The organism is Synechococcus sp. MIT S1220 (assembly GCF_047303025.1).
In the GTDB taxonomy this organism is placed as follows: domain Bacteria; phylum Cyanobacteriota; class Cyanobacteriia; order PCC-6307; family Cyanobiaceae; genus Parasynechococcus.
In genome coordinates this window covers 2,881,045-2,898,806 of the sequence record NZ_CP138939.1, presented here as the reverse complement: position 1 = coordinate 2,898,806, position 17,762 = coordinate 2,881,045, and the positions used below count along the sequence as shown (strand labels likewise).

At 49.4% G+C, this 17,762-nt stretch carries 17 protein-coding genes; 7 read left to right on the top strand and 10 right to left on the bottom strand.

Annotation, left to right across the window (positions count from 1 at the left end; genetic code table 11):
* Position 1 precedes the first annotated feature (1 nt).
* On the top strand, positions 2-1,102 hold the full coding sequence (gene queA / locus SIB64_RS14705; protein ID WP_413440934.1) for a tRNA preQ1(34) S-adenosylmethionine ribosyltransferase-isomerase QueA: 1,101 nt from the start codon (positions 2-4) through the stop codon (positions 1,100-1,102).
* A 72-nt stretch (positions 1,103-1,174) separates the two neighbouring features.
* Here the strand turns inward: queA and SIB64_RS14700 are convergent, their stop codons facing one another.
* Positions 1,175-1,825, bottom strand: coding sequence for a carbonic anhydrase (locus SIB64_RS14700; protein ID WP_413440933.1), 651 nt, complete (start codon positions 1,823-1,825; stop codon positions 1,175-1,177).
* A gap of 1,024 nt (positions 1,826-2,849) precedes the next feature.
* On the opposite strand from SIB64_RS14700, the gene SIB64_RS14695 reads away from it, so the two are divergent.
* The 3 genes from SIB64_RS14695 to SIB64_RS14685 all read left to right on the top strand — a co-directional run bounded on the left by SIB64_RS14695 (position 2,850) and on the right by SIB64_RS14685 (position 4,365).
* Positions 2,850-3,494 (top strand): DUF1345 domain-containing protein, encoded by a 645-nt coding sequence (locus tag SIB64_RS14695; protein WP_413440931.1) that lies wholly within the window; start codon positions 2,850-2,852, stop codon positions 3,492-3,494.
* 111 nt (positions 3,495-3,605) lie between these two features.
* A complete protein-coding gene (locus tag SIB64_RS14690) occupies positions 3,606-3,911 on the top strand; it encodes a hypothetical protein (RefSeq protein WP_413440930.1) in 306 nt (101 codons plus the stop codon).
* Between the two features lie 40 nt (positions 3,912-3,951).
* On the top strand, positions 3,952-4,365 hold the full coding sequence (locus SIB64_RS14685; protein WP_413440929.1) for a hypothetical protein: 414 nt from the start codon (positions 3,952-3,954) through the stop codon (positions 4,363-4,365).
* On the opposite strand, the gene SIB64_RS14680 is transcribed toward SIB64_RS14685, so the two are convergent.
* Positions 4,362-5,417 carry a hypothetical protein gene (locus SIB64_RS14680; RefSeq protein ID WP_413440928.1) on the bottom strand — a complete coding sequence of 352 codons (1,056 nt, stop codon included), beginning with the start codon at positions 5,415-5,417 and terminating at the stop codon, positions 4,362-4,364. The genes SIB64_RS14685 and SIB64_RS14680 overlap by 4 nt on opposite strands.
* A 90-nt stretch (positions 5,418-5,507) precedes the next feature.
* On the opposite strand from SIB64_RS14680, the gene SIB64_RS14675 reads away from it, so the two are divergent.
* Together SIB64_RS14675 and SIB64_RS14670 are read left to right on the top strand one after the other, a co-directional pair.
* A complete protein-coding gene (locus tag SIB64_RS14675; protein WP_413440926.1) occupies positions 5,508-5,861 on the top strand; it encodes a hypothetical protein in 354 nt (117 codons plus the stop codon).
* A gap of 39 nt (positions 5,862-5,900) precedes the next feature.
* The gene (locus SIB64_RS14670) at positions 5,901-8,426 is read left to right on the top strand and encodes a heavy metal translocating P-type ATPase (protein ID WP_413440925.1); all 2,526 of its coding nucleotides are present in this window, start codon (positions 5,901-5,903) and stop codon (positions 8,424-8,426) included.
* A gap of 244 nt (positions 8,427-8,670) precedes the next feature.
* Here SIB64_RS14670 and SIB64_RS14665 read toward each other — a convergent pair whose 3' ends face one another.
* From SIB64_RS14665 to psbD, 8 genes are all read right to left on the bottom strand, one after another.
* Positions 8,671-8,955: a hypothetical protein gene (locus tag SIB64_RS14665; RefSeq protein ID WP_413440924.1), complete on the bottom strand. Its 285-nt coding sequence runs from the start codon at positions 8,953-8,955 to the stop codon at positions 8,671-8,673.
* A gap of 101 nt (positions 8,956-9,056) precedes the next feature.
* Positions 9,057-9,668: a TMEM165/GDT1 family protein gene (locus SIB64_RS14660; protein WP_413440923.1), complete on the bottom strand. Its 612-nt coding sequence runs from the start codon at positions 9,666-9,668 to the stop codon at positions 9,057-9,059.
* Positions 9,669-9,755: 87 nt separating this feature from the next.
* Positions 9,756-10,271 (bottom strand): hypothetical protein, encoded by a 516-nt coding sequence (locus SIB64_RS14655; protein WP_413440922.1) that lies wholly within the window; start codon positions 10,269-10,271, stop codon positions 9,756-9,758.
* Between the two features lie 343 nt (positions 10,272-10,614).
* Entirely contained in the window at positions 10,615-11,601 is a 987-nt protein-coding gene (gene cysK / locus SIB64_RS14650) for a cysteine synthase A (protein WP_413440921.1), read from the bottom strand.
* 253 nt (positions 11,602-11,854) lie between these two features.
* Positions 11,855-13,309, bottom strand: a complete 1,455-nt coding sequence (locus SIB64_RS14645; RefSeq protein WP_413440920.1) for a PLP-dependent transferase — start codon at positions 13,307-13,309, stop codon at positions 11,855-11,857.
* The gene (locus SIB64_RS14640) at positions 13,306-14,448 is read right to left on the bottom strand and encodes a trans-sulfuration enzyme family protein (RefSeq protein WP_413440919.1); all 1,143 of its coding nucleotides are present in this window, start codon (positions 14,446-14,448) and stop codon (positions 13,306-13,308) included. The genes SIB64_RS14645 and SIB64_RS14640 overlap by 4 nt, the downstream gene beginning before the upstream one ends.
* A 155-nt stretch (positions 14,449-14,603) precedes the next feature.
* A complete protein-coding gene (psbC, locus tag SIB64_RS14635; RefSeq protein ID WP_413440918.1) occupies positions 14,604-15,992 on the bottom strand; it encodes a photosystem II reaction center protein CP43 in 1,389 nt (462 codons plus the stop codon).
* On the bottom strand, positions 15,976-17,031 hold the full coding sequence (gene psbD / locus SIB64_RS14630) for a photosystem II D2 protein (photosystem q(a) protein) (RefSeq protein WP_413441370.1): 1,056 nt from the start codon (positions 17,029-17,031) through the stop codon (positions 15,976-15,978). The genes psbC and psbD overlap by 17 nt, the downstream gene beginning before the upstream one ends.
* Before the next feature lie 189 nt (positions 17,032-17,220).
* On the opposite strand from psbD, the gene SIB64_RS14625 reads away from it, so the two are divergent.
* Positions 17,221-17,757 carry a photosystem I assembly protein Ycf4 gene (locus SIB64_RS14625; RefSeq protein ID WP_413443048.1) on the top strand — a complete coding sequence of 179 codons (537 nt, stop codon included), beginning with the start codon at positions 17,221-17,223 and terminating at the stop codon, positions 17,755-17,757.
* Positions 17,758-17,762: the final 5 nt, after the last annotated feature.

The following is a 17,762-nucleotide window of genomic DNA, read 5'->3' as shown; positions in this document are numbered from 1 at the left end:
AGTGCCTGACCACAGAGACCAGCACCTCAGCAGTTATGACTATCCACTGGAACCTGAGCGGATCGCTCAGGTTCCAGTGGAACCAAGGCACAGTGCCAAATTGATGATGGTGCCCCCGTCTGGTGAAACTGCGGAAGCGGTCAGGCATGGCTGCATCTGGGATTTATTGGATGAACTTCAGGCCGATGATTTGCTGGTGGTGAATGACACGCGCGTGCTTAAAGCTCGATTGAAGGTGCGGCGTTCAGGAGGCGGGCGTTCAGAACTGTTGGTATTGGAACCTCGTGGTGATGGTCAGTGGCTCTGTCTCGCCAGGCCAGCCAAGCGGATGCGTCCCGGTGACGTCGTCACGATTGACGGCACATCCATTGCGCTCACTGTGTTAGCTGAAGACAGTGCAACTGGTGGACGTGTGATTCAGTTCCCCAGTGATTGCAGGGATGCTGAAACGATTGAGTCCCTGTTGAACCAATGCGGTGAAGTGCCGTTGCCGCCGTACATCCAACGGCATGATTCTGAGGATGCAGAGCGCTATCAAACGCGTTATGCCGATCGTCCCGGAGCGGTTGCTGCTCCTACGGCGGGGCTCCATTTCAGCGACGAACTACTGGCTGCTCTGCAACGCAAAGGGGTTCAGCTCACATGCATCACCCTCCATGTCGGTCTTGGAACGTTTCGTCCGGTTGAGGTTGAAGATCTCAGGGATCTGCAGCTTCACAGTGAGTGGGTTGAAGTGAACCAGACCGTTGTGGATGCGGTGTCTCGATGTAAAGGCCGAGTGATCGCGGTAGGCACCACGAGTGTGCGGGCCTTGGAAGGGGCCGCTCAAGCCCACGGCGGTATGCTCAAGCCATTCATAGGGACCGTGAATCTTGTCATTCAGCCGGGTTATCAATTTCATGTGGTGCAGGGCTTGTTGACCAATTTTCATCTCCCGAAAAGCTCACTGCTCCTGCTTGTAAGCGCCCTGATTGGAAGGGAAAAACTTTTGGATTTGTACGCTGAAGCAATCAAGCTTCGATATCGTTTTTTTTCATATGGAGATGCGATGTGGATCGATCAATCGTCCATTTTAAAGACAGCCTTGATAGCAAATAGATAACTTAATTATGACGACTTAAACCTGCAATCGCGGTAGCCCAGCTTCTTTAATATCTTGTTGCCTAGAAACAAATCAAGTTTTTCCGTAGAAGGTGTCCAGCCATTCGATTGAGAGTGGATCAATGTGCAGGAAAGCTGGCTGGACCAATAAGTTCTTTTCTAAAACTGCTCTCTCTATAATTTTACTCGATTGAATTAATGATTGAGCGGTGATCATGGAATGCTGTACACATGCTCGCTCGTAACTTGTTTCGTCGTTTGTATCGAGGCCATTTTGGTTCAACCCACCTTTGATATCGTTCACCAGTTCAGTTAGTGATGGCGAAAAAGCTTGATTTCTTAAGTAAGCCGCTTTCACAGCACCACAGCCTTGATGGCTCATTACGAGTAAAAGCCTGATCTTTAGATCTTCGATGGCATATTCAATTGAACCTACAGATCCAAATGTATTTGTATTTCCTGCATTACGTATTACGAATAAATCTCCAAACCCTGCATCGAAAATAACCTCAACAGGAACACGTGAATCTGAGCAGGCAAGCACAGCGATTTGAGGATGCTGCCCACCTAGCAGTTGGTGTCGTCTTGCCTCTGTTGCGTGGGGGTGGGCAGATGTGCCATCAAGAAACCTCTGCAAACCTTTTTTTAACTCATTTAGGATCCCCGGTGGATCAAGATAATCTTTATCATCGGAATCCAGATAGGTTTGATCATTGACAGCCATGATCAATTTGGTGTTTCCTGCTTTATACCACTGATTTTTGCTCCTGACAGCTGTTTAGATTGTCAGCATTTTCTCATGAATATGATTTCATTCTTTCCAGGGCTGTTCAACAGTTATAACCACCGCCATGAGTTTTTATGCTCTGTTCTGAAACAAATTCATTTATTTATGATATTTTTCTGCATTAGGGAGACGAAGAGCATAAGGCCTGGAGGTGTATCAACGCTTGTTTTTGCTTTATCGATCGATTGATCATTTAGAACATTTTTCATAAACTATAGTCATTGCGTATTTCTGTAATCAAGAATTTTAGCTAACAAAGGAATTATCTTCTGTGATCAATAATAGATAAATTCTATTCAATTAACGTGTTTAAGCTGATCAAATCGTCACTTTTTTTCTAAGAATTGTATTTTGGATTCTCATCCATTAATGGATATGGAGCACTGTGTCTTGACAATCCTGGTGGTCAAACGGACTTGCTTGACGAAATGGATTAGAATAAGCTAAGACTTTTAATCATCGTTTATTCTTCTTGTGAAATGGAGATTGAATGATGAGTCATTCCAACCATCTCGCTCATCGCGACCAATGTGTGGAGCTTTCCCCTATTTTTTTGCAAGTGTGTTGGTGGTTAAAAGAGTCTCGTTCATCTAAGCCATGCTCGAAAAATCATCAAATGCACGGTTGTGAATTTTAGTTCTGTTCATTTGAATACCAAAATCTGTTTCGCTGCTGCCCCATAAAGCCAGATTCTGGTTTTGCTGTAGCGTATGAAAACGATTGATCCTAATATTGGTTTGATTTTCTTTGATAGCTCTTATCGGCATCAGTATTTCTGATTATTTGGAATGAACATGAATTCTTTTTCCATTGATTTTGGCATCAACCTGTTGTTAAAGCTCCTTTGCCGCAGAACAACGCCGATTTATAAAAGATTTTTGTATGTTTCTGACTCGACATTCTTCATGGGCCACAATATGTTTCCTAGTCTTTGGGAAAGATAATGTTACATCCCCGTTTTTTGACTGACCGTTATCGTTTGATTCGATCCTTTCTAGTTGGCACTGTTGTTTATCTCATATCGATACAATTTCTTGGTTATAAGGAATCGTTTACTCTCGCTGTAACACTTGCATTGGCGTGGGACTTTGTTGCTTTGTTTCGACGCACATGGTTGCTGAAAGTTGATCAGACTAGACAGATTTTTAATCGGTGGGAATCGAAAGAGTCCTTTATAGCGTTTCGAACAATTGCGCTGGTTTTTATGAGTATTGGAATGCTAAGTTTCTGCATTTCAGATTTGCAGCATGCAAACAGTGTACTTCCCAAATCTATCCATACATTCACTACTTTCTTGGCATTATTTTTGACATGGCTTCAATTGCATAATGGATTCGCGATTTACTACGCAAAATGTTATTATGAATTAAATCGATCTCCTCTTTTGGAAGGGCAAGATCAGCAGGCTTTCGTGTTTGAAGGCAAAGAACCATGTTTCAGTGATTTTATTTATGTCTCTTACAGCATAGGGTTAACTTATTCTATGACTGATTGCAGCATCGAAGATTCATTCTTGCGAAGAATTGTCATTATCCACTGTATCGCATCATTCTTATTCTATTCAACTGTATTGTCAATGATCCTGGCGATCATCACGCAAGTATGACCAACAAAAAATTGTTGTTGGCAAATCAACGTATTGTCTTGATAGGCAGAGAATAGGGCTTCACAAAAAGGCTATCCCTTCTTAGGCTAATAGGGTCATTCAAGTCTAATCATGTTCGAGCTTGAGTACCTTGTTGCCTTTGGCATTGGCGCTGGATTGGTTGCTTTAACTCCCGTAGCAGCATCAGTGGCTGGCCGAGAAAGTGCAATTACCAAAGGGATCTCAGGTGCAGGCCGTGGTTTAACGAAACAAGGTTTGAAACTTGGTCTTGTTGTGGGTTCCAAATTTTCGGGTTTGTTTTCAGGTATTAAGTCAGGCTTGAATGAAGTTGGAGAAAGTTTTGGAGATATCCTTGCTGAAGCAAAGGCAGACCTGGCTGAACCAAAAGCAAGCATCAAACCAGCAGCAAAGTCCTGAGTTTTGGTGAACGTTTTTTATTGGCAATAAGGTTCCCCTTTTGACAGTTATCAAACACCTTTTGCCTTTTCGAATTAGATTTGATTTTCGAAAAAAATTAACCCGTCATCAGTTTGATGTAATGATATTTTCGTTTAATTATGTTTATCCAAAAATTAATTTGACGAAATCAAGTAATTTCCATGGTTGTATTTTGATTTCAGTATCTAGTGAAGTACTGAATGCTGATGAGTTCTTGCAATGGTTTAATAACTATTTTCAACAAGTAGAAGCCTTTGGTCCAGCTCGTCCTCCCACAAAAGTTGATCTTTTAGTTCTAAATACAAAAAAATTTAGCGCTCAAGCAATGCTTGTTTTGGCTTTTTTAGGTTGGATTTTACCTGTAATGCCAGGTACACCCTTCTTTCTAATCGCGTGGGCATTGGGTTGGAGACCCAAAGGCTCCAAGCACTAACTTGCCGTTGAAAATGTCATGTGTAATGTCCATCCATCCACTGAGGCCTTAAGACAGTGAAGATCTTTAAAACTATTAGGTAATTCGATGGCTCGTTTTTTTCCCGAATAAATAATATAGATTATGGCATCGAGCTGCTGGATTGATAAACATGATTTAATGATGCCAGGTAAAAAAATTGAGAATGCTTTTTTATGGCTATCAAAAATAGGCTGACTGCTGACAAGCTTTTCTTCGTTTTTGAATCTTTCGATATCGAATGTCGATTGGTCAAGATTTAAGGGCGAAAAATACATCCACTCCGGACGTATGGTCTTTTGCATTTGTTTATCTAGATCCTTGGTCCCACTACAAAGAAGAAGATGAGTGGGCACAGCTGCATGCAGACCACAAAGACAAAGGCGGTGATTAATAAATTCAGAAGAGGAGTTGAGACCGTCGAGGATCATAATCAAATGGTGAAGATCTCGATTGGTGCTGATTGTTTGTAATAATTCTAATCTTTTGCTCCATACAGCGTTGAAACGTAATTGCTGAGAGTCGGGTAACTTCAATCGGAGTAGTGCTTCAACCGCAGATAACGACTTTTTTGTGTTGTCCCACCAATTTAAAACTGGTTCAACAAAGCTTTCGAGCAATCGAGGACCTGATTGTGCCATTTCAAACAGCCGACTGGCTTGGACTGGAGCTGGAAAAATAAAAATGAGTTCTTTATTGGTGCTCAAGCTGTCAATAATTCTGGCTATTTCCAAAAGTATGATGATGTCTTTTAGGCCTGGTATGTCTGGTAATTCGATGGCTTGCTTGTTTGCTATATCAAGGAGAGACCACCACTCTTTCGCGTGGGGGTTTAATTCGCTCCACAGTACATTGATCGTTTCAATTTGGTTGATCTGATTAAATTCACAGGGCAGATCGATGAACTGTTCTGACTGCAACTCACCTGTGCAATCAACGACTTGGATGATTTTGGTGTCTTTCAGGCAATGCACCAAACTTTGAACGAAAAAGTGTAATGAGCTATACCTATCGCTGCTGATAAATCGAATCACGGAGCCGCTGCCAGAAGTGTACGTCCTTGGTGATACCGACCCATCAAATCACAATTTTCGGGGTAAAGTACCACCCACTGGAATGATGCCATGTTCGAGTTTGAGATGATTGTTGCCTTTGGTGCGGGGGCAGCTCTCATGGCAATGGCTCCAGTCGTCAAAAAGATGGGTAATCAAGAACTCGGAGACTCTATGGGGCAGGCCGGTCGAACTATGGCAAAAAGTGGTGTCAAGGTTGGCATCGTTGCAGCAGGTGCTGCCTCGAAAGTTGTACGTGGTGTAGCAAAAGGTGCAGCAGAAGTCGCTGAAACTTTCGTTGATCTAGTTGAAGAGGCGAAATCCGAATCAAGTTCGGACGAAATTGATGACAGCTCTTCTTCGGAGACAAACTCAAGCGCCGGCAAGGATAATTCTTCCACAATTACTGAAGTCACTGTCGAATAAAAGGCCTCCAGCCTTCCAATCCTCCTGTTTTTATCACTCATGGCTGCCTCTTATCAGTTCGAAGCATCAAGCAAAGGTTTTGATGTCATCGAGGGAAATCGGAAAGAGGCGCAAGTGCAAAAAAAACGGGGAATGCCCAGTTTTGTTGACCGGATTCTCCATGCATCGACGCGTCGTCTACGATTTAGCATTCTTTCTTCTTTAAAGGATCCTGAAAACTTTGCGCGTCATTTAAAAAATTTGAGTGGAGTAGAACGAGTAAGATTTAATCAATGGGCTGGCTGTTACATCATTGCTTTTACGAAGGAATCGACCATTGATGTTGTCCAATGGCTCGGCTCTGTGCCGCAAAAAGTAGAAGATATCCCTCATATTCCATTCATTGATGAATCAGCAGCTGTGCAGACGCGCGGCGATCTCGTTGTCGACGAAGAAGATGAAAAATTCGTACCTTCAAGAGTAATCCTCCCTGTTTGTTCTCTCGGACTAGCTATTTTATCAGGCCCTCTCTCCCTACCGCCTTTAGCTGTCGGTGGTTTTATCATCATTTCTGCTCATCTGAGCTTCAAACGTGCCTGGGACGGATTAAAAAAAGAGCGCAAAATCAATGTTGACTTCCTTGATGGTTTAGCGGTTCTTCTCCACAGCCTAGAAGGATTTCTTTTGGGCCCAGCGATGATGATTACAATGATTGAAGGTGGCGAGGCTGTTCGTGATGCAACCCAACGCATAGCCCATTCCTCTAATACCGATCTTGTATCGAGTTTGCAATCAGATGTCAGACTGCTTACAGATAATGGAGAAGTTGTTGTTTCAAGTTATGATCTGAATGCTGGCGACCGCGTTGCATTTTTGCCTGGCGATAAAATACCAATTGATGGTGTTATTGAAACTGGAGAAGCTTCCCTTGATGTTGTAAAACTCACCGGCGAATCTGTTCCTCGTCATTCGGGTCCAGGTGATGAGATCTTGGCTGGATTTATCGTCTTGGAAGGCAACATTATTGTTACAACTTCTGCAGTAGGGGACGACACACGAGTTGGTCAAATTACAAAGATGATTGAATCAGCGCCTGTCTTCGATACACGCGTTGGCAATTTCGCAGCAAATATCGCTAACAGATTTGTTATACCTACCTTGGTATTGGCAGGGGTTTCTCTTCTCCTTAGTGCAGGAAATATTGCGCAAGCAGCCTCTCTCTTGATGTTCGATCTTGGAACAGGACTTCGTGTGTCTGTTCCGACGGCCATTATGGCTGCTCTTACTCGCGCTGGAAGCCAGGGATTACTGATTCGTAGCGGACGTGCTTTGGAACAACTTGTTGATATTGATGTTGTTGTTTTTGATAAAACTGGAACTCTTACTGAGGGTCACCCTTCTGTTGTTCATTTTGCAATTTTTGGTGATCATGGAGAAGTTCTTTCAAATCCCTCAAAAGAACGTATTCATGAACTCCTGCAGCTTTCAACTTCTCTTGAGCAAGGGTTGAATCATCCCATTGCCAAGGCGATTCGAGATTTTGCAGAACGAGAGAATGCTGATGTTATTGATTGTGATAGTTGGGATTACAGAGTTGGCCGAGGTGTGTGTGCCACAGTCAATGGCCGACAGGTCCTTCTGGGTAATTCCAAACTCCTTGACGATGAAGGAGTGTTCATCCCTGATTTTGAAGCAGATCAATCTTTAAACGTAGCGACGCCGATCTATCTTGCTCAAGACGGACAACTCGTTGGTATTCACTACGCTCTTGATCAGATTCGACCAGATACGCGTGACATGATTTCTGAATTACATCGTCGCGGTATGGAGGCCCATATGCTAACTGGCGATATTTCAGCAGTTGCGCATGCAGTTGCCAGAGATATTGGTCTGACACCGGATGAAGTGCATGCCGACGCTTTGCCAGACCAGAAAGCTGAATTAGTTCAGAAATTCACATCTCAGGGTAAGAAAGTCGTCTTTGTTGGTGATGGAATCAATGATTCTGCAGCACTTGCTTACGCAGATGTGTCAGTCTCTTTTGCCTCTGGAAGCGATCTTGCCCGAGAAACTGCGGACATTGTTTTAACCAACGACCGCGTATCAGATTTGATTGTCGCTCAGGATTTAGCACGACACACATTTGCCCTTGTAAAACAAAATATTGGCATCGTTGGCGTTCCAAATCTTTCAGCGCTTGTCATAGGTACGTTCTTGCCCGTCAGCCCCATTGCTGCTGTATTCTTAAACAACGGATCTTGTCTGGTTGCAGCAGCTAACGCTATTCGTGCTGTTGGCTTTAAAGCTAAAGCTTTACCATCTTCTACACCAGATCAAGAAGATACACTTCCTTCTGAGAGTCTGCAAAACAATGAAAATGGATCAACTAGTACCTATCCCGAACCATTGAATCAACAACTCAACCTCTCTGAACTGTCAAAAAGGGTGGGCTTGAGCTATCAAAAGATTTCTGCCCGTCGCAAGCAAGTTGATTTTACAACCTGGATTTCAGGTCATGATCCTGAAGGTTTTGGGTGGATGTATTGCAAAGAAATGAATATCTATAATGCTGTCAATGCTGCGTAAATATAGATATCATGGCAGCTTCGCTTAATTTAGTTCACCATACAAGTCATCGTTGGAGATTCAAACTCGATAGTTCAAAGAAACTAGATTGGATAAAACTTGCAGCAGACATCGATTCTGCATTCCCTTGTTCGCTATGGTCGTTGAGGCTGAATTCGATAGCCAGCTCCATCGTGATTACTTATAAAATCTGTGGTAGTCATGCTTCGAAAATCACGACATTCATGGTGAGAGATAGGCTAGTTCATGAGCTTAATAAGCAAAGCTTGTCTATCTCTGAAATACCTTTGTCCCAAACAGAGGTTGTGGAACAGGTTTTCAATGGCACAGGGTTGCGTTTCCAGAATTTGTCTCGCATGCTTTTTAATGCTTTGTCGATGTCGATCTCATTTTCGCTTCTCTTTTTCTCCTTGTTGCTTTTCCTCATCGGCCTGTTTGGATTGTTTTTGCCTTTAACGCCTGGCTTTTGGGTTTTGATGCTAGCCACAATCATTTTTGATATGGCCATCGCACTCAGGCGTCCTTTCATTCAGGCAATCTAATTCCTATGACTGGCTAATAATAGGTATTAAAAGGTTTGAAAATTTGTTTAAATAAATTGGAAAAATAAAAAGTTTTCGTTGAATTCTTTCATGAAAATAATAATATTTTTGTACCGAGAATGAGGAATAGGCCTGCGCTTATTAGCAGAATTTTCTTTTTGCAAAGCCAGCTTTTCATGAATTTCCCTGAAGTCACTGCTAGGATTAAAAGTATTGAATTGGCAGCGGTTGCTCCTGTAAATATATCTTCTGCTGAAATGTTCGGTCCAGCTGCGAGGGCTAGCAGTGCCAGCTGGGTGCGATCTCCAAACTCGGCGATAAACGTTGTTGTAAAAGAATTCCGAATTACCGCGTTCGCAGATGTTGGATGGTGTGAATTTAAAATTTTCTGATGGCAGCTGTTTTCAGGCTCGATCTTCTTTGGTCGCATCTTCGCTGACATTGCTTCAGACAAGGCCTTTAAGCCGAAGAAGATGAAGGTAATTCCTGAAACTGTTTTAATCGCCTCAACGGGAATCATTGTGCTCATCCATGCGCCAATCAAAATCCACAGCGCTGTTCCGAACGTCAGTGCAGCTATGCAGCCGGTAAAAACCCAGCGAGCCTTGTGACAGGCAGCAAGGGCTAGCGCCGTTAGAAATGACTTATCCCCGATTCCGGCGATTGCAACAGTGGCGAAAGCAGTGGTGAAGCCTGCCACGCATGGAAATCATAGATCCTTCATAAATTAAACGACTTGTTGATTGGTTGTTGTATCGGTTAGCAGGTTCTGATATTTGATTGGTGTTCAGTTTGATCGCCTTACTTTCCAGGATGTGCGATGTTTGTCTCGTTTGATACGGATAAATTTAAGCCCCATTCTCCGGAATCCTTCTTGGTCATTACCGAGGTCATCCGTTGGAGGGAGTCGTTTCATGTCAAGTACGGTGCAGATCTCTTGGCTGGCAAGCTCAACTTCCGTTGATTGAAGTAAATCCAATAATTCAATGCGCTCTCGTAAAAGCTTGAGTTTGGAGTATTTTCTTAGCTCTTCATCCCCTGTTTCATTTCCCGTCGTTGTTGTCAGTGCTGCTGCATCATCAGGCGTTGAGATGGGTACGACTTCTGCAACGAGTGGTTCTCTTGGGTTGCTTTTGCCTAGATGCTGGTAAAGACGGTTTGCTTCTTCCTGCCTTATCCATGTTCGCATTCCTTGTTTGATCTGCTCGATCCCGAGTTCACGAATGATCAGAAGCAGGTCAACCCGACTGAGTCCGAGGTCTGCTTCCAGAGAACCGAGGCTCACGACCTGGTTGGAGTTCATGATCAGCTGCTATTGCAACTATCATCCCGCACACTGGCACTGTTGTGATGTTTGTCTTGGGCTACTTGGCTTGACATTCACGCTTAGAACAGTTTTTTGAACTCGTCTCATGTGATTTTGCTTTCAACTCTTTAGATTCTTGGCGAGGGTTCACGCAACGATGATTAGTTAGAGTGTCGAAAAGTCTTTGAAGGTATAACGCATTAGGGGATTAAAGATTCTCTTGCGAGGGGATTAGGTGACTATGCTTTTTGATCTTTCTTTTTTCAACGCCAATAAAAAACCTCGCTGCAAGGCGAGGTTGTAATGATTAGTGAATGAAATACTCTCGTGTGATTGATCCCTAAACAGCAACTGGTTGTTCGATGATGCCAGTGGGAACGTCCGCGAACATGACAGAAGAAAGATACCGTTCTGCCAGGTCGGGTAGCACAACGACAATGGTTTTTCCGGCGTAAGCATCCTGTTCGGCGAGCCGAATGGCAGCAGCTGCTGCTGCACCACAGGAAATTCCCACCAAAAGCCCTTCTTCCTGGGCAAGACGAAGTGCCATGGCAATGGATTCGTCATTGGTGACCTGCTCCACTTTGTCCACGACGGAGAGGTCCAGATTCTTGGGGATGAAACCAGCGCCAATTCCCTGGATTTTGTGGGGGCCAGGCTTAACGGTTTCGCCATTCATGGTCTGGGTGATCACCGGGCTGTGGGTTGGCTCCACTGCCACAGATTCGATCGCTTTTCCTGCTTCATTTTTGATGTAACGGGACACACCAGTGATGGTTCCACCCGTGCCCACGCCCGCTACGAGGACGTCGATTGCGCCGTCGCAGTCGTTCCAGATCTCAGGTCCAGTGGTCTTGAAATGAATATCGGGATTGGCCGGATTGTCGAATTGACCTGGCATGAAATACTTCGATGGATCGCTATCAGCGATCTCTTTCGCTTTGGCGATTGCCCCTGGCATGCCTTTTGCGGCTTCTGTGAGCACGATCTCAGCTCCCAGAACGGCCATCACGCGTCGACGCTCAATGGACATCGACTCGGGCATGGTGAGAATCAGCTTGTAGCCACGCGCCGCTGCTGTGTAAGCCAGAGCGATGCCTGTGTTGCCAGAGGTTGGTTCAACGATCACCTTGTCTTTGGTGAGGTCACCACTTTTCTCCGCATCCCAGATCATGTTGGCGCCGATCCGGCATTTGACGCTGTAGGCAGGGTTGCGGCCTTCGATCTTGGCCAGAACCGTAGCCTTGCAGTTCTTGGTGACGTTGTTCAGCTTCACCAAAGGTGTATTGCCGATGGCAAGGCTGTTGTCGTCGTAAATGCGGGACATGTGGAGAACGCAGGAAGCCCAAGTTCACCAATTTAGGAAGATCCAGCGATCTTCAGTTCGCCTTTTAACCCCTTGTTCAGACTTTGATGAATGCGGTGCCAGCATCGATTGGCATCCAACGGGCAACGATTTGGTCTTCTGCAATCGTTAGCGTTTCAGCCGAAAAGTTCTGAGGTGTGGTCTGAATGGCTGCATCATCCGGAGAGCTGTATTTCGCATGCAGAAAGGCAAAGGCCCCCGGGGGGATCAGTCACTAGGCGTTGAGAGCTTGCTCAAAGCGGCGCCAGAGCTCTTCCGGTTGTTCCAGCCCGACGGAGATGCGCAACAAATGGCGTGGAACACCGCAGGTCTCCGCCCAGCTCAGTTCGTCGTAGTGAGCAAGCTGGGCGTAGGGGCAAGCCAAGCTGAAATCTGTGCCCAGACTGGGCCCTTTGCTCACACGCAGCGCGTCATAAACAACGCGAGCTTTGTTGCCTCCTCCCTTGAGTTCGAAGGACAGCAGGCAGCCATGGCCGGCTCCGCGCCGCATCAACGCTTGGAAATTCGGACAGTTCTTCGGATGCAGCACCCTTGCCACGGCGGGATGGGCCTCCAACCTCTCAGCGAGAACTAGGGCGTTGGCATCGAGGCGTGGCACTCTTTCTCGCACATCGCGGCTGGCTTGCTCCAGGGCGATGGCATCGGCATCGCTGAGATTCGCAGTCGAGGAGGTCTCGTCCAATAATTTGTTGGCCCAAGCTGAGGTTGGACTCACCAGAAGGCTGCCAGCCATCACATCGCCACGGCCGGCAAAGCTTTTGGTCAACGAGGTGAAAATCAGATCGGCATACGGCAAGGCGTTGAGGTTGAGCCCGGTGCCGATCGTGTCATCGGCGATGACAGGAATGCCGCGAGCGTGGGCTAAGGCAGCCACACCCTGCAGATCGACACAGCACAGCAGCGGGTTGCTGGGCAGTTCAACAATCACAGCAGCTGGATCCAGTTGATCCAGTGCCGCCTCCACATCACTCAGGCTCGTCGGTTGAAGCAGCTCACCCCCGTGGAAGACCACTTGCGGTTGCTTGAGTACATCCACGTAGGGAAAGCCCAGCTGCAGTGTGACCCTTCCGGGCCGCAGGGTCTGCACGGCGCGGAGGGCAGCATGCAGCGCGGCCATGCCTGCGGTGTGCAGGCTGATCTGCTCTGCACGGGTTACATGGATTTCGGCCAGACGCTGACGAACAGTGTGGCGGGCCTTTTGGCCATCCACGGCATTGGGAGCTTCCTCGTGATCAAGGGCAATCGCCGCCTGGCGTGAGGAGAGCCCCAGCCCGGTGTGCTGCCAGAAGGCTTTGGCGTGGGGGCTTGCCTCTGCATCAGCTCTAAGGCAAACACACCCGGCGACAGGGATGAGCGCTGCGCTGCTCTTTGGTGCCTTGCGTTGGCAGTGGGCTTGCGCCGCCTGCGCAGCGGCTTCGGTGGGGTAGGGCCAGACCGTCCAGCCCGGCTTCGCCGCTCGCTGGGCCAGTTGTTGCACGAGAGGGTGCAGGCCGAAGCGCGGATAGATCGTCTTGAGAGCATTTCGGCAGGCAGGATCGTGTTCCTCATAGGCAATGACGTCCTGCCAGCGGGGCAGGGCCACCGAGACTGCATGGGGGGCATCTGGCAGCGGATGTCCGAGATCCGAGCTCTGCCAGGCTGGATCACGGAGCAGATCGCGGGCGCTCACACCAGCAGCTCCAAAGCCTGTTGCAGGTCGGCCTGCAGATCGGTCAGGTCTTCACAGCCCACTGAGAAGCGCACCAAACCAGCGTCGATTCCCAGCTTGGCTTTCACGTCGGCTGAAACGGCGGCATGGGTCATGGTGGCCGGGTGACAGATCAGGCTTTCGATGCCGCCAAGGCTCTCGGCCATGGTGAACCAGCGCAGCCGTTTGCAGAGCGCATAGGTCTGTTCCTGACTGGCGTTGAAGCTTGCTGTCACAATCGCACCACCACCTTTCATCTGTTTGACGGCCACCGCGTGTTGGGGGTGATCCTTGCGATGGGGATAGCGCACCCAATTCACGTCTGGATGCTCGGCCAATTGATCAGCGAGGGCGGCGGCATTGGCCACTTGCTGCTTCAGGCGCAGCGGCAGCGTCTTAATGCCTCGGGTGATCAGCCAGCAATCAAAGGGAGATGGCTGCAGGCCTAGGGCCTTTTGGGAAAAGACCATCTTCTGTTGCCAGTCGGGGTCGTTGGTACAAACCGCTCCACCCAGGGCATCCGAGTGACCGTTGATGTATTTGGTCGTGCTGGTCAGGGAGAGGGTGGCACCCAGATCCAGGGGGCGCTGCACCAGCGCCGTCGCAAAGGTGTTGTCCACCACAACAGGGATCCCAAGGGGCTCGGTGATCGAGCAAACCGCTTGAAGATCGATGACCTTCAGCAGAGGGTTGGTAGGACTCTCTAGCCACACCATGGCTGGGATTTGATTGCGGATCACATCCAATGCGTCTGGCTGGGTGAAGTCCACCCACTCAGTGCGCAGGCCGAACTTGGCGAACACCTGTTCAAACAGCCGAACGGTGCAGCCATAAAGGTTTTCTTCGCAGAGCACCAAATCTCCCTGTTTGAGTTGGGAGACCACAGCGGTGATGGCGCTGACGCCCGAGGCAAACACGGTGGCGTGAGCGCAGCCTTCCACCGAGGCGAGCACGCTGTCGAGAATGCGGAAGTTGGGATTGCCGGATCGCGTGTAATCGAATCCTCCAGCGTTTCCGTGGGCAAAGGTGGAGCTGGGGAAGATCGGCGGCATCACTGTGCCTGTGTCCCCCGCGAAGCTCTCACCGTGGTGGATTACCCGGGTGTTCAGGCCTTCGTTCACTGCCGCTGAAGCGATATGGCAAGGCTAAGAAACCGTTGGCTTGTCGATCTCTGGATTGTTGGTTGGCGGTGCGTTGATCGTTTCAGAACAACAAAAAGCCCTCACCGATAGGTGAGGGCTGAATGACGATCGTTTGAACTGAGAGCCGGAAGGGATCAGTCGAGATCTGGCATGCCCAGAACAGGCTCAGCCTGACGATCAATGCCCTTTTCAAATCCAGCCGCCGCTGCGCGGGCGCGACCTGCATGCCAAAGGTGGCCCACCAGGAAGAAGAAGGCCAGAACGAACTGCGCTGCACCCAGCCACTGGCGAAGGTTCACGTAGTTCACCGAGTTGGGCTCGGTGATGATGCCGCCGACAGAGTTGAGGGAGGCGTTGGGAGCGTGTGTCATGTACTCAGCCGCACGGCGCACTTGCCAGGGCTGAATGTCATTCTGCAGCTTGTCAAGGCTCAGACCGTTAGGACCACGCAGGGGCTCGAGCCAGGGACCACGGAAGTCCCAGAAACGCATGGTTTCACCACCGAAAATGATTTCACCAGTTGGTGAGCGCATCAGATACTTACCAAGGCCTGTTGGGCCCATGGCTGAACCGATGTTGGCGCCCAGGCGCTGGTCTCTCACCAGGAAGGTGAAGCTTTGGGCCTGGGAAGCCTCAGCGTTGGTGGGTCCCCAGAATTCCGATGGATAGGCGGTGTTGTTGAACCAGATGTAAGACGAGGCGATGAAGCTCATGAAGCTCAAAGCGCCAAGGCTGTAGCTCAGGTAGGCCTCACCATTCCAGATGAAGGCGCGGCGCACCCAGCCGAAAGGCTTGGTGATGGCGTGCCAGATGCCACCAAAGATCAGGGTCAAACCCAGCCAGATGTGGCCACCGATGATGTCCTCCATGGAGTTCACACCGATGATCCAGCCCTCTCCACCAAAGGGAGCACGGAACAGATAACCGAAGATCACGCCTGGATCAAGCGTTGGATTGGTGATCAGACGAACATCACCACCGCCTGGTGCCCAAGTGTCGTAGACGCCGCCGAAGAACATGGCCTTGAAGACCAGCAAGAGGCAGCCGACACCAAGAAGGATCAAGTGATAACCAATGATGTTTGTCATCTGGTTTTTGTCACGCCAGTCCTGAGAGAAGAAGGATGAGTAATTCTCGAGAATTTCAGGGCCACGCAGTGCGTGATACAGGCCGCCAAGGCCAAGGACAGCAGAGCTGATCAGGTGCAGAACACCAACCACGAAGAAGGGGAAGAGATCAGTGACTTCACCGCCAGGACCTACTCCGTAGCCAAGGGTGGCGACGTGAGGCATGCAGAGAAATCCCTGCTCGTACATGGGCTTGTCGAAGGTGAAATGACTCACCTCAAACAGCATCATGGCTCCGGCCCAGAACACCATCAGGCCGGCGTGCGCCACATGGGCGCCAAGCAGACGACCTGAGAGGTTGATCAGCCGGGCATTTCCAGACCACCAGGCGTAGCCAGTGGAGTCGAGGTCTTTGCCGCCAGTGGCGACAAGACCAGCATTAAAGGGCGTTTCCACGGGGCAGAACCTCTTCAGGGAAGACGAAGTTTTCGTGCGGCTGGTCAGCCGGTGCCATCCAGGCACGCAGACCTTCATTCAGAAGGATGTTTTTGGTGTAGAAGGTCTCGAATTCGGGATCTTCTGCTGCGCGGATCTCCTGGGAGACGAAGTCATAGGCGCGCAGGTTGAGGGCAAGGCCGACGATGCCGATGGAACTGGTCCACAGGCCCATCACAGGCACAAACAGCATGAAGAAGTGCAGCCAGCGCTTGTTGGAGAACGCAATTCCGAAGATTTGGCTCCAGAAGCGGTTGGCGGTAACCATGGAATAGGTCTCTTCTTCCTGGGTCGGCTCGAACGCCTTGAAGGTGTTGGCCTGTTCACCATCCTCAAACAGGGTGTTTTCCACAGTGGCGCCGTGGATGGCGCAAAGCAGTGCGCCGCCGAGGATGCCGGCCACGCCCATCATGTGGAAGGGGTTCAGGGTCCAGTTGTGGAAGCCCTGAAGGAAGAGGAGGAAACGGAAGATCGCAGCCACACCGAAGGATGGCGCGAAGAACCAGCTGCTCTGGCCGAGAGGGTACATCAGGAAGACACTGACGAAGACCGCGATCGGGCCGGAGAAGGCGATGGCGTTGTAAGGGCGGATGCCGACGAGACGAGCAATCTCGAACTGACGCAGCATGAAGCCGATCAGAGCGAAGGCACCGTGGAGAGCCACGAAGGCCCAGAGGCCGCCGAGCTGGCACCAGCGGACGAAATCGCCCTGGGCTTCAGGGCCCCAGAGCAGCAGCAGGCTGTGACCCATCGCATCAGCGGGGGTGGAGACAGCTGCAGTCAGGAAGTTGCAACCTTCCAGGTACGAGGAGGCAATGCCGTGGGTGTACCAGGAAGTGACAAAGGTGGTGCCGGTCAGCCAGCCACCGATGGCCAGATAGGCCGTGGGGAAAAGGAGGATGCCGGACCAGCCGACAAAAACGAAGCGGTCGCGCTTGAGCCAGTCATCGAGGACGTCGAACCATCCCCGCTGAGGCGCGCGTCCTACAGCGATCGTCATGAGGGTGAACGGTGCGGAGAACCCGCAGGCTGTGGGATACGCCCGCGACCTTAACAATTTCACAGGGGCTCGCGGGCCAGGTTTGCTGCACCTGAAACCCGTTGTATCGCTTTGTTTCTTCGGGATTTCTTTGTGTTTTGCGACGGCGGCCTGCCTCGATCCACAATGGCCACTCTTTCTGGCTCGGTCATGTCCGCAGCAGTGCTTGAGCAACCGGTGCTCGGCTCACGACGTTTATCCAATGTTCTCGTGGCTGCTGCTGTGAGCACCGGAGGCCTGGGTTTTCTGCTGGCCTCCCTGTCCAGTTACCTGGGTCGCGATCTCTTGCCCCTCGGCCATCCGGCTGCACTCATTTTTGTTCCGCAGGGATTGGTCATGGGCCTTTACAGCCTCGCTGCTGCATTGCTCGCCATCTACCTCTGGTACGTGATCGCTGTGGATGTTGGATCTGGTGTGAACCGTTTTGACAAAGATGCTGAGCTGGTGACCATCAGCCGTCGCGGGTTCCGCAAACCCATCCGTGTGGATATTCCTCTCAAAGACGTCAAAGCTGTGAAAGTGGAGGTTCGGGACGGTTTCAACGCCCGTCGTCGCGTTTCACTCCGCATCCAGGGACGGCGCGACCTCCCGCTCACCAGGGTTGGAGAGCCATTGCCTCTCGCTCAACTTGAGCAGGAAGGCGCTGAGCTGGCTCGTTTCCTTGGCGTCAACCTCGAAGGGCTCTGATCAGC

Bases quoted from the DNA above. Each gene is read 5' to 3' on its own strand.
- SIB64_RS14700 (WP_413440933.1), bottom strand. From the start codon at position 1,825: ATGGCTGTCAATGATCAAACCTATCTGGATTCCGATGATAAAGATTAT.
- SIB64_RS14690 (WP_413440930.1), top strand. From the start codon at position 3,606: ATGTTCGAGCTTGAGTACCTTGTTGCCTTTGGCATTGGCGCTGGATTG.
- SIB64_RS14675 (WP_413440926.1), top strand. From the start codon at position 5,508: ATGTTCGAGTTTGAGATGATTGTTGCCTTTGGTGCGGGGGCAGCTCTC.
- SIB64_RS14670 (WP_413440925.1), top strand. From the start codon at position 5,901: ATGGCTGCCTCTTATCAGTTCGAAGCATCAAGCAAAGGTTTTGATGTC.
- SIB64_RS14665 (WP_413440924.1), bottom strand. From the start codon at position 8,955: ATGAAAGGACGCCTGAGTGCGATGGCCATATCAAAAATGATTGTGGCT.
- SIB64_RS14655 (WP_413440922.1), bottom strand. From the start codon at position 10,271: ATGAACTCCAACCAGGTCGTGAGCCTCGGTTCTCTGGAAGCAGACCTC.
- cysK (WP_413440921.1), bottom strand. From the start codon at position 11,601: ATGTCCCGCATTTACGACGACAACAGCCTTGCCATCGGCAATACACCT.
- psbD (WP_413441370.1), bottom strand. From the start codon at position 17,031: ATGACGATCGCTGTAGGACGCGCGCCTCAGCGGGGATGGTTCGACGTC.
- SIB64_RS14625 (WP_413443048.1), top strand. From the start codon at position 17,221: ATGTCCGCAGCAGTGCTTGAGCAACCGGTGCTCGGCTCACGACGTTTA.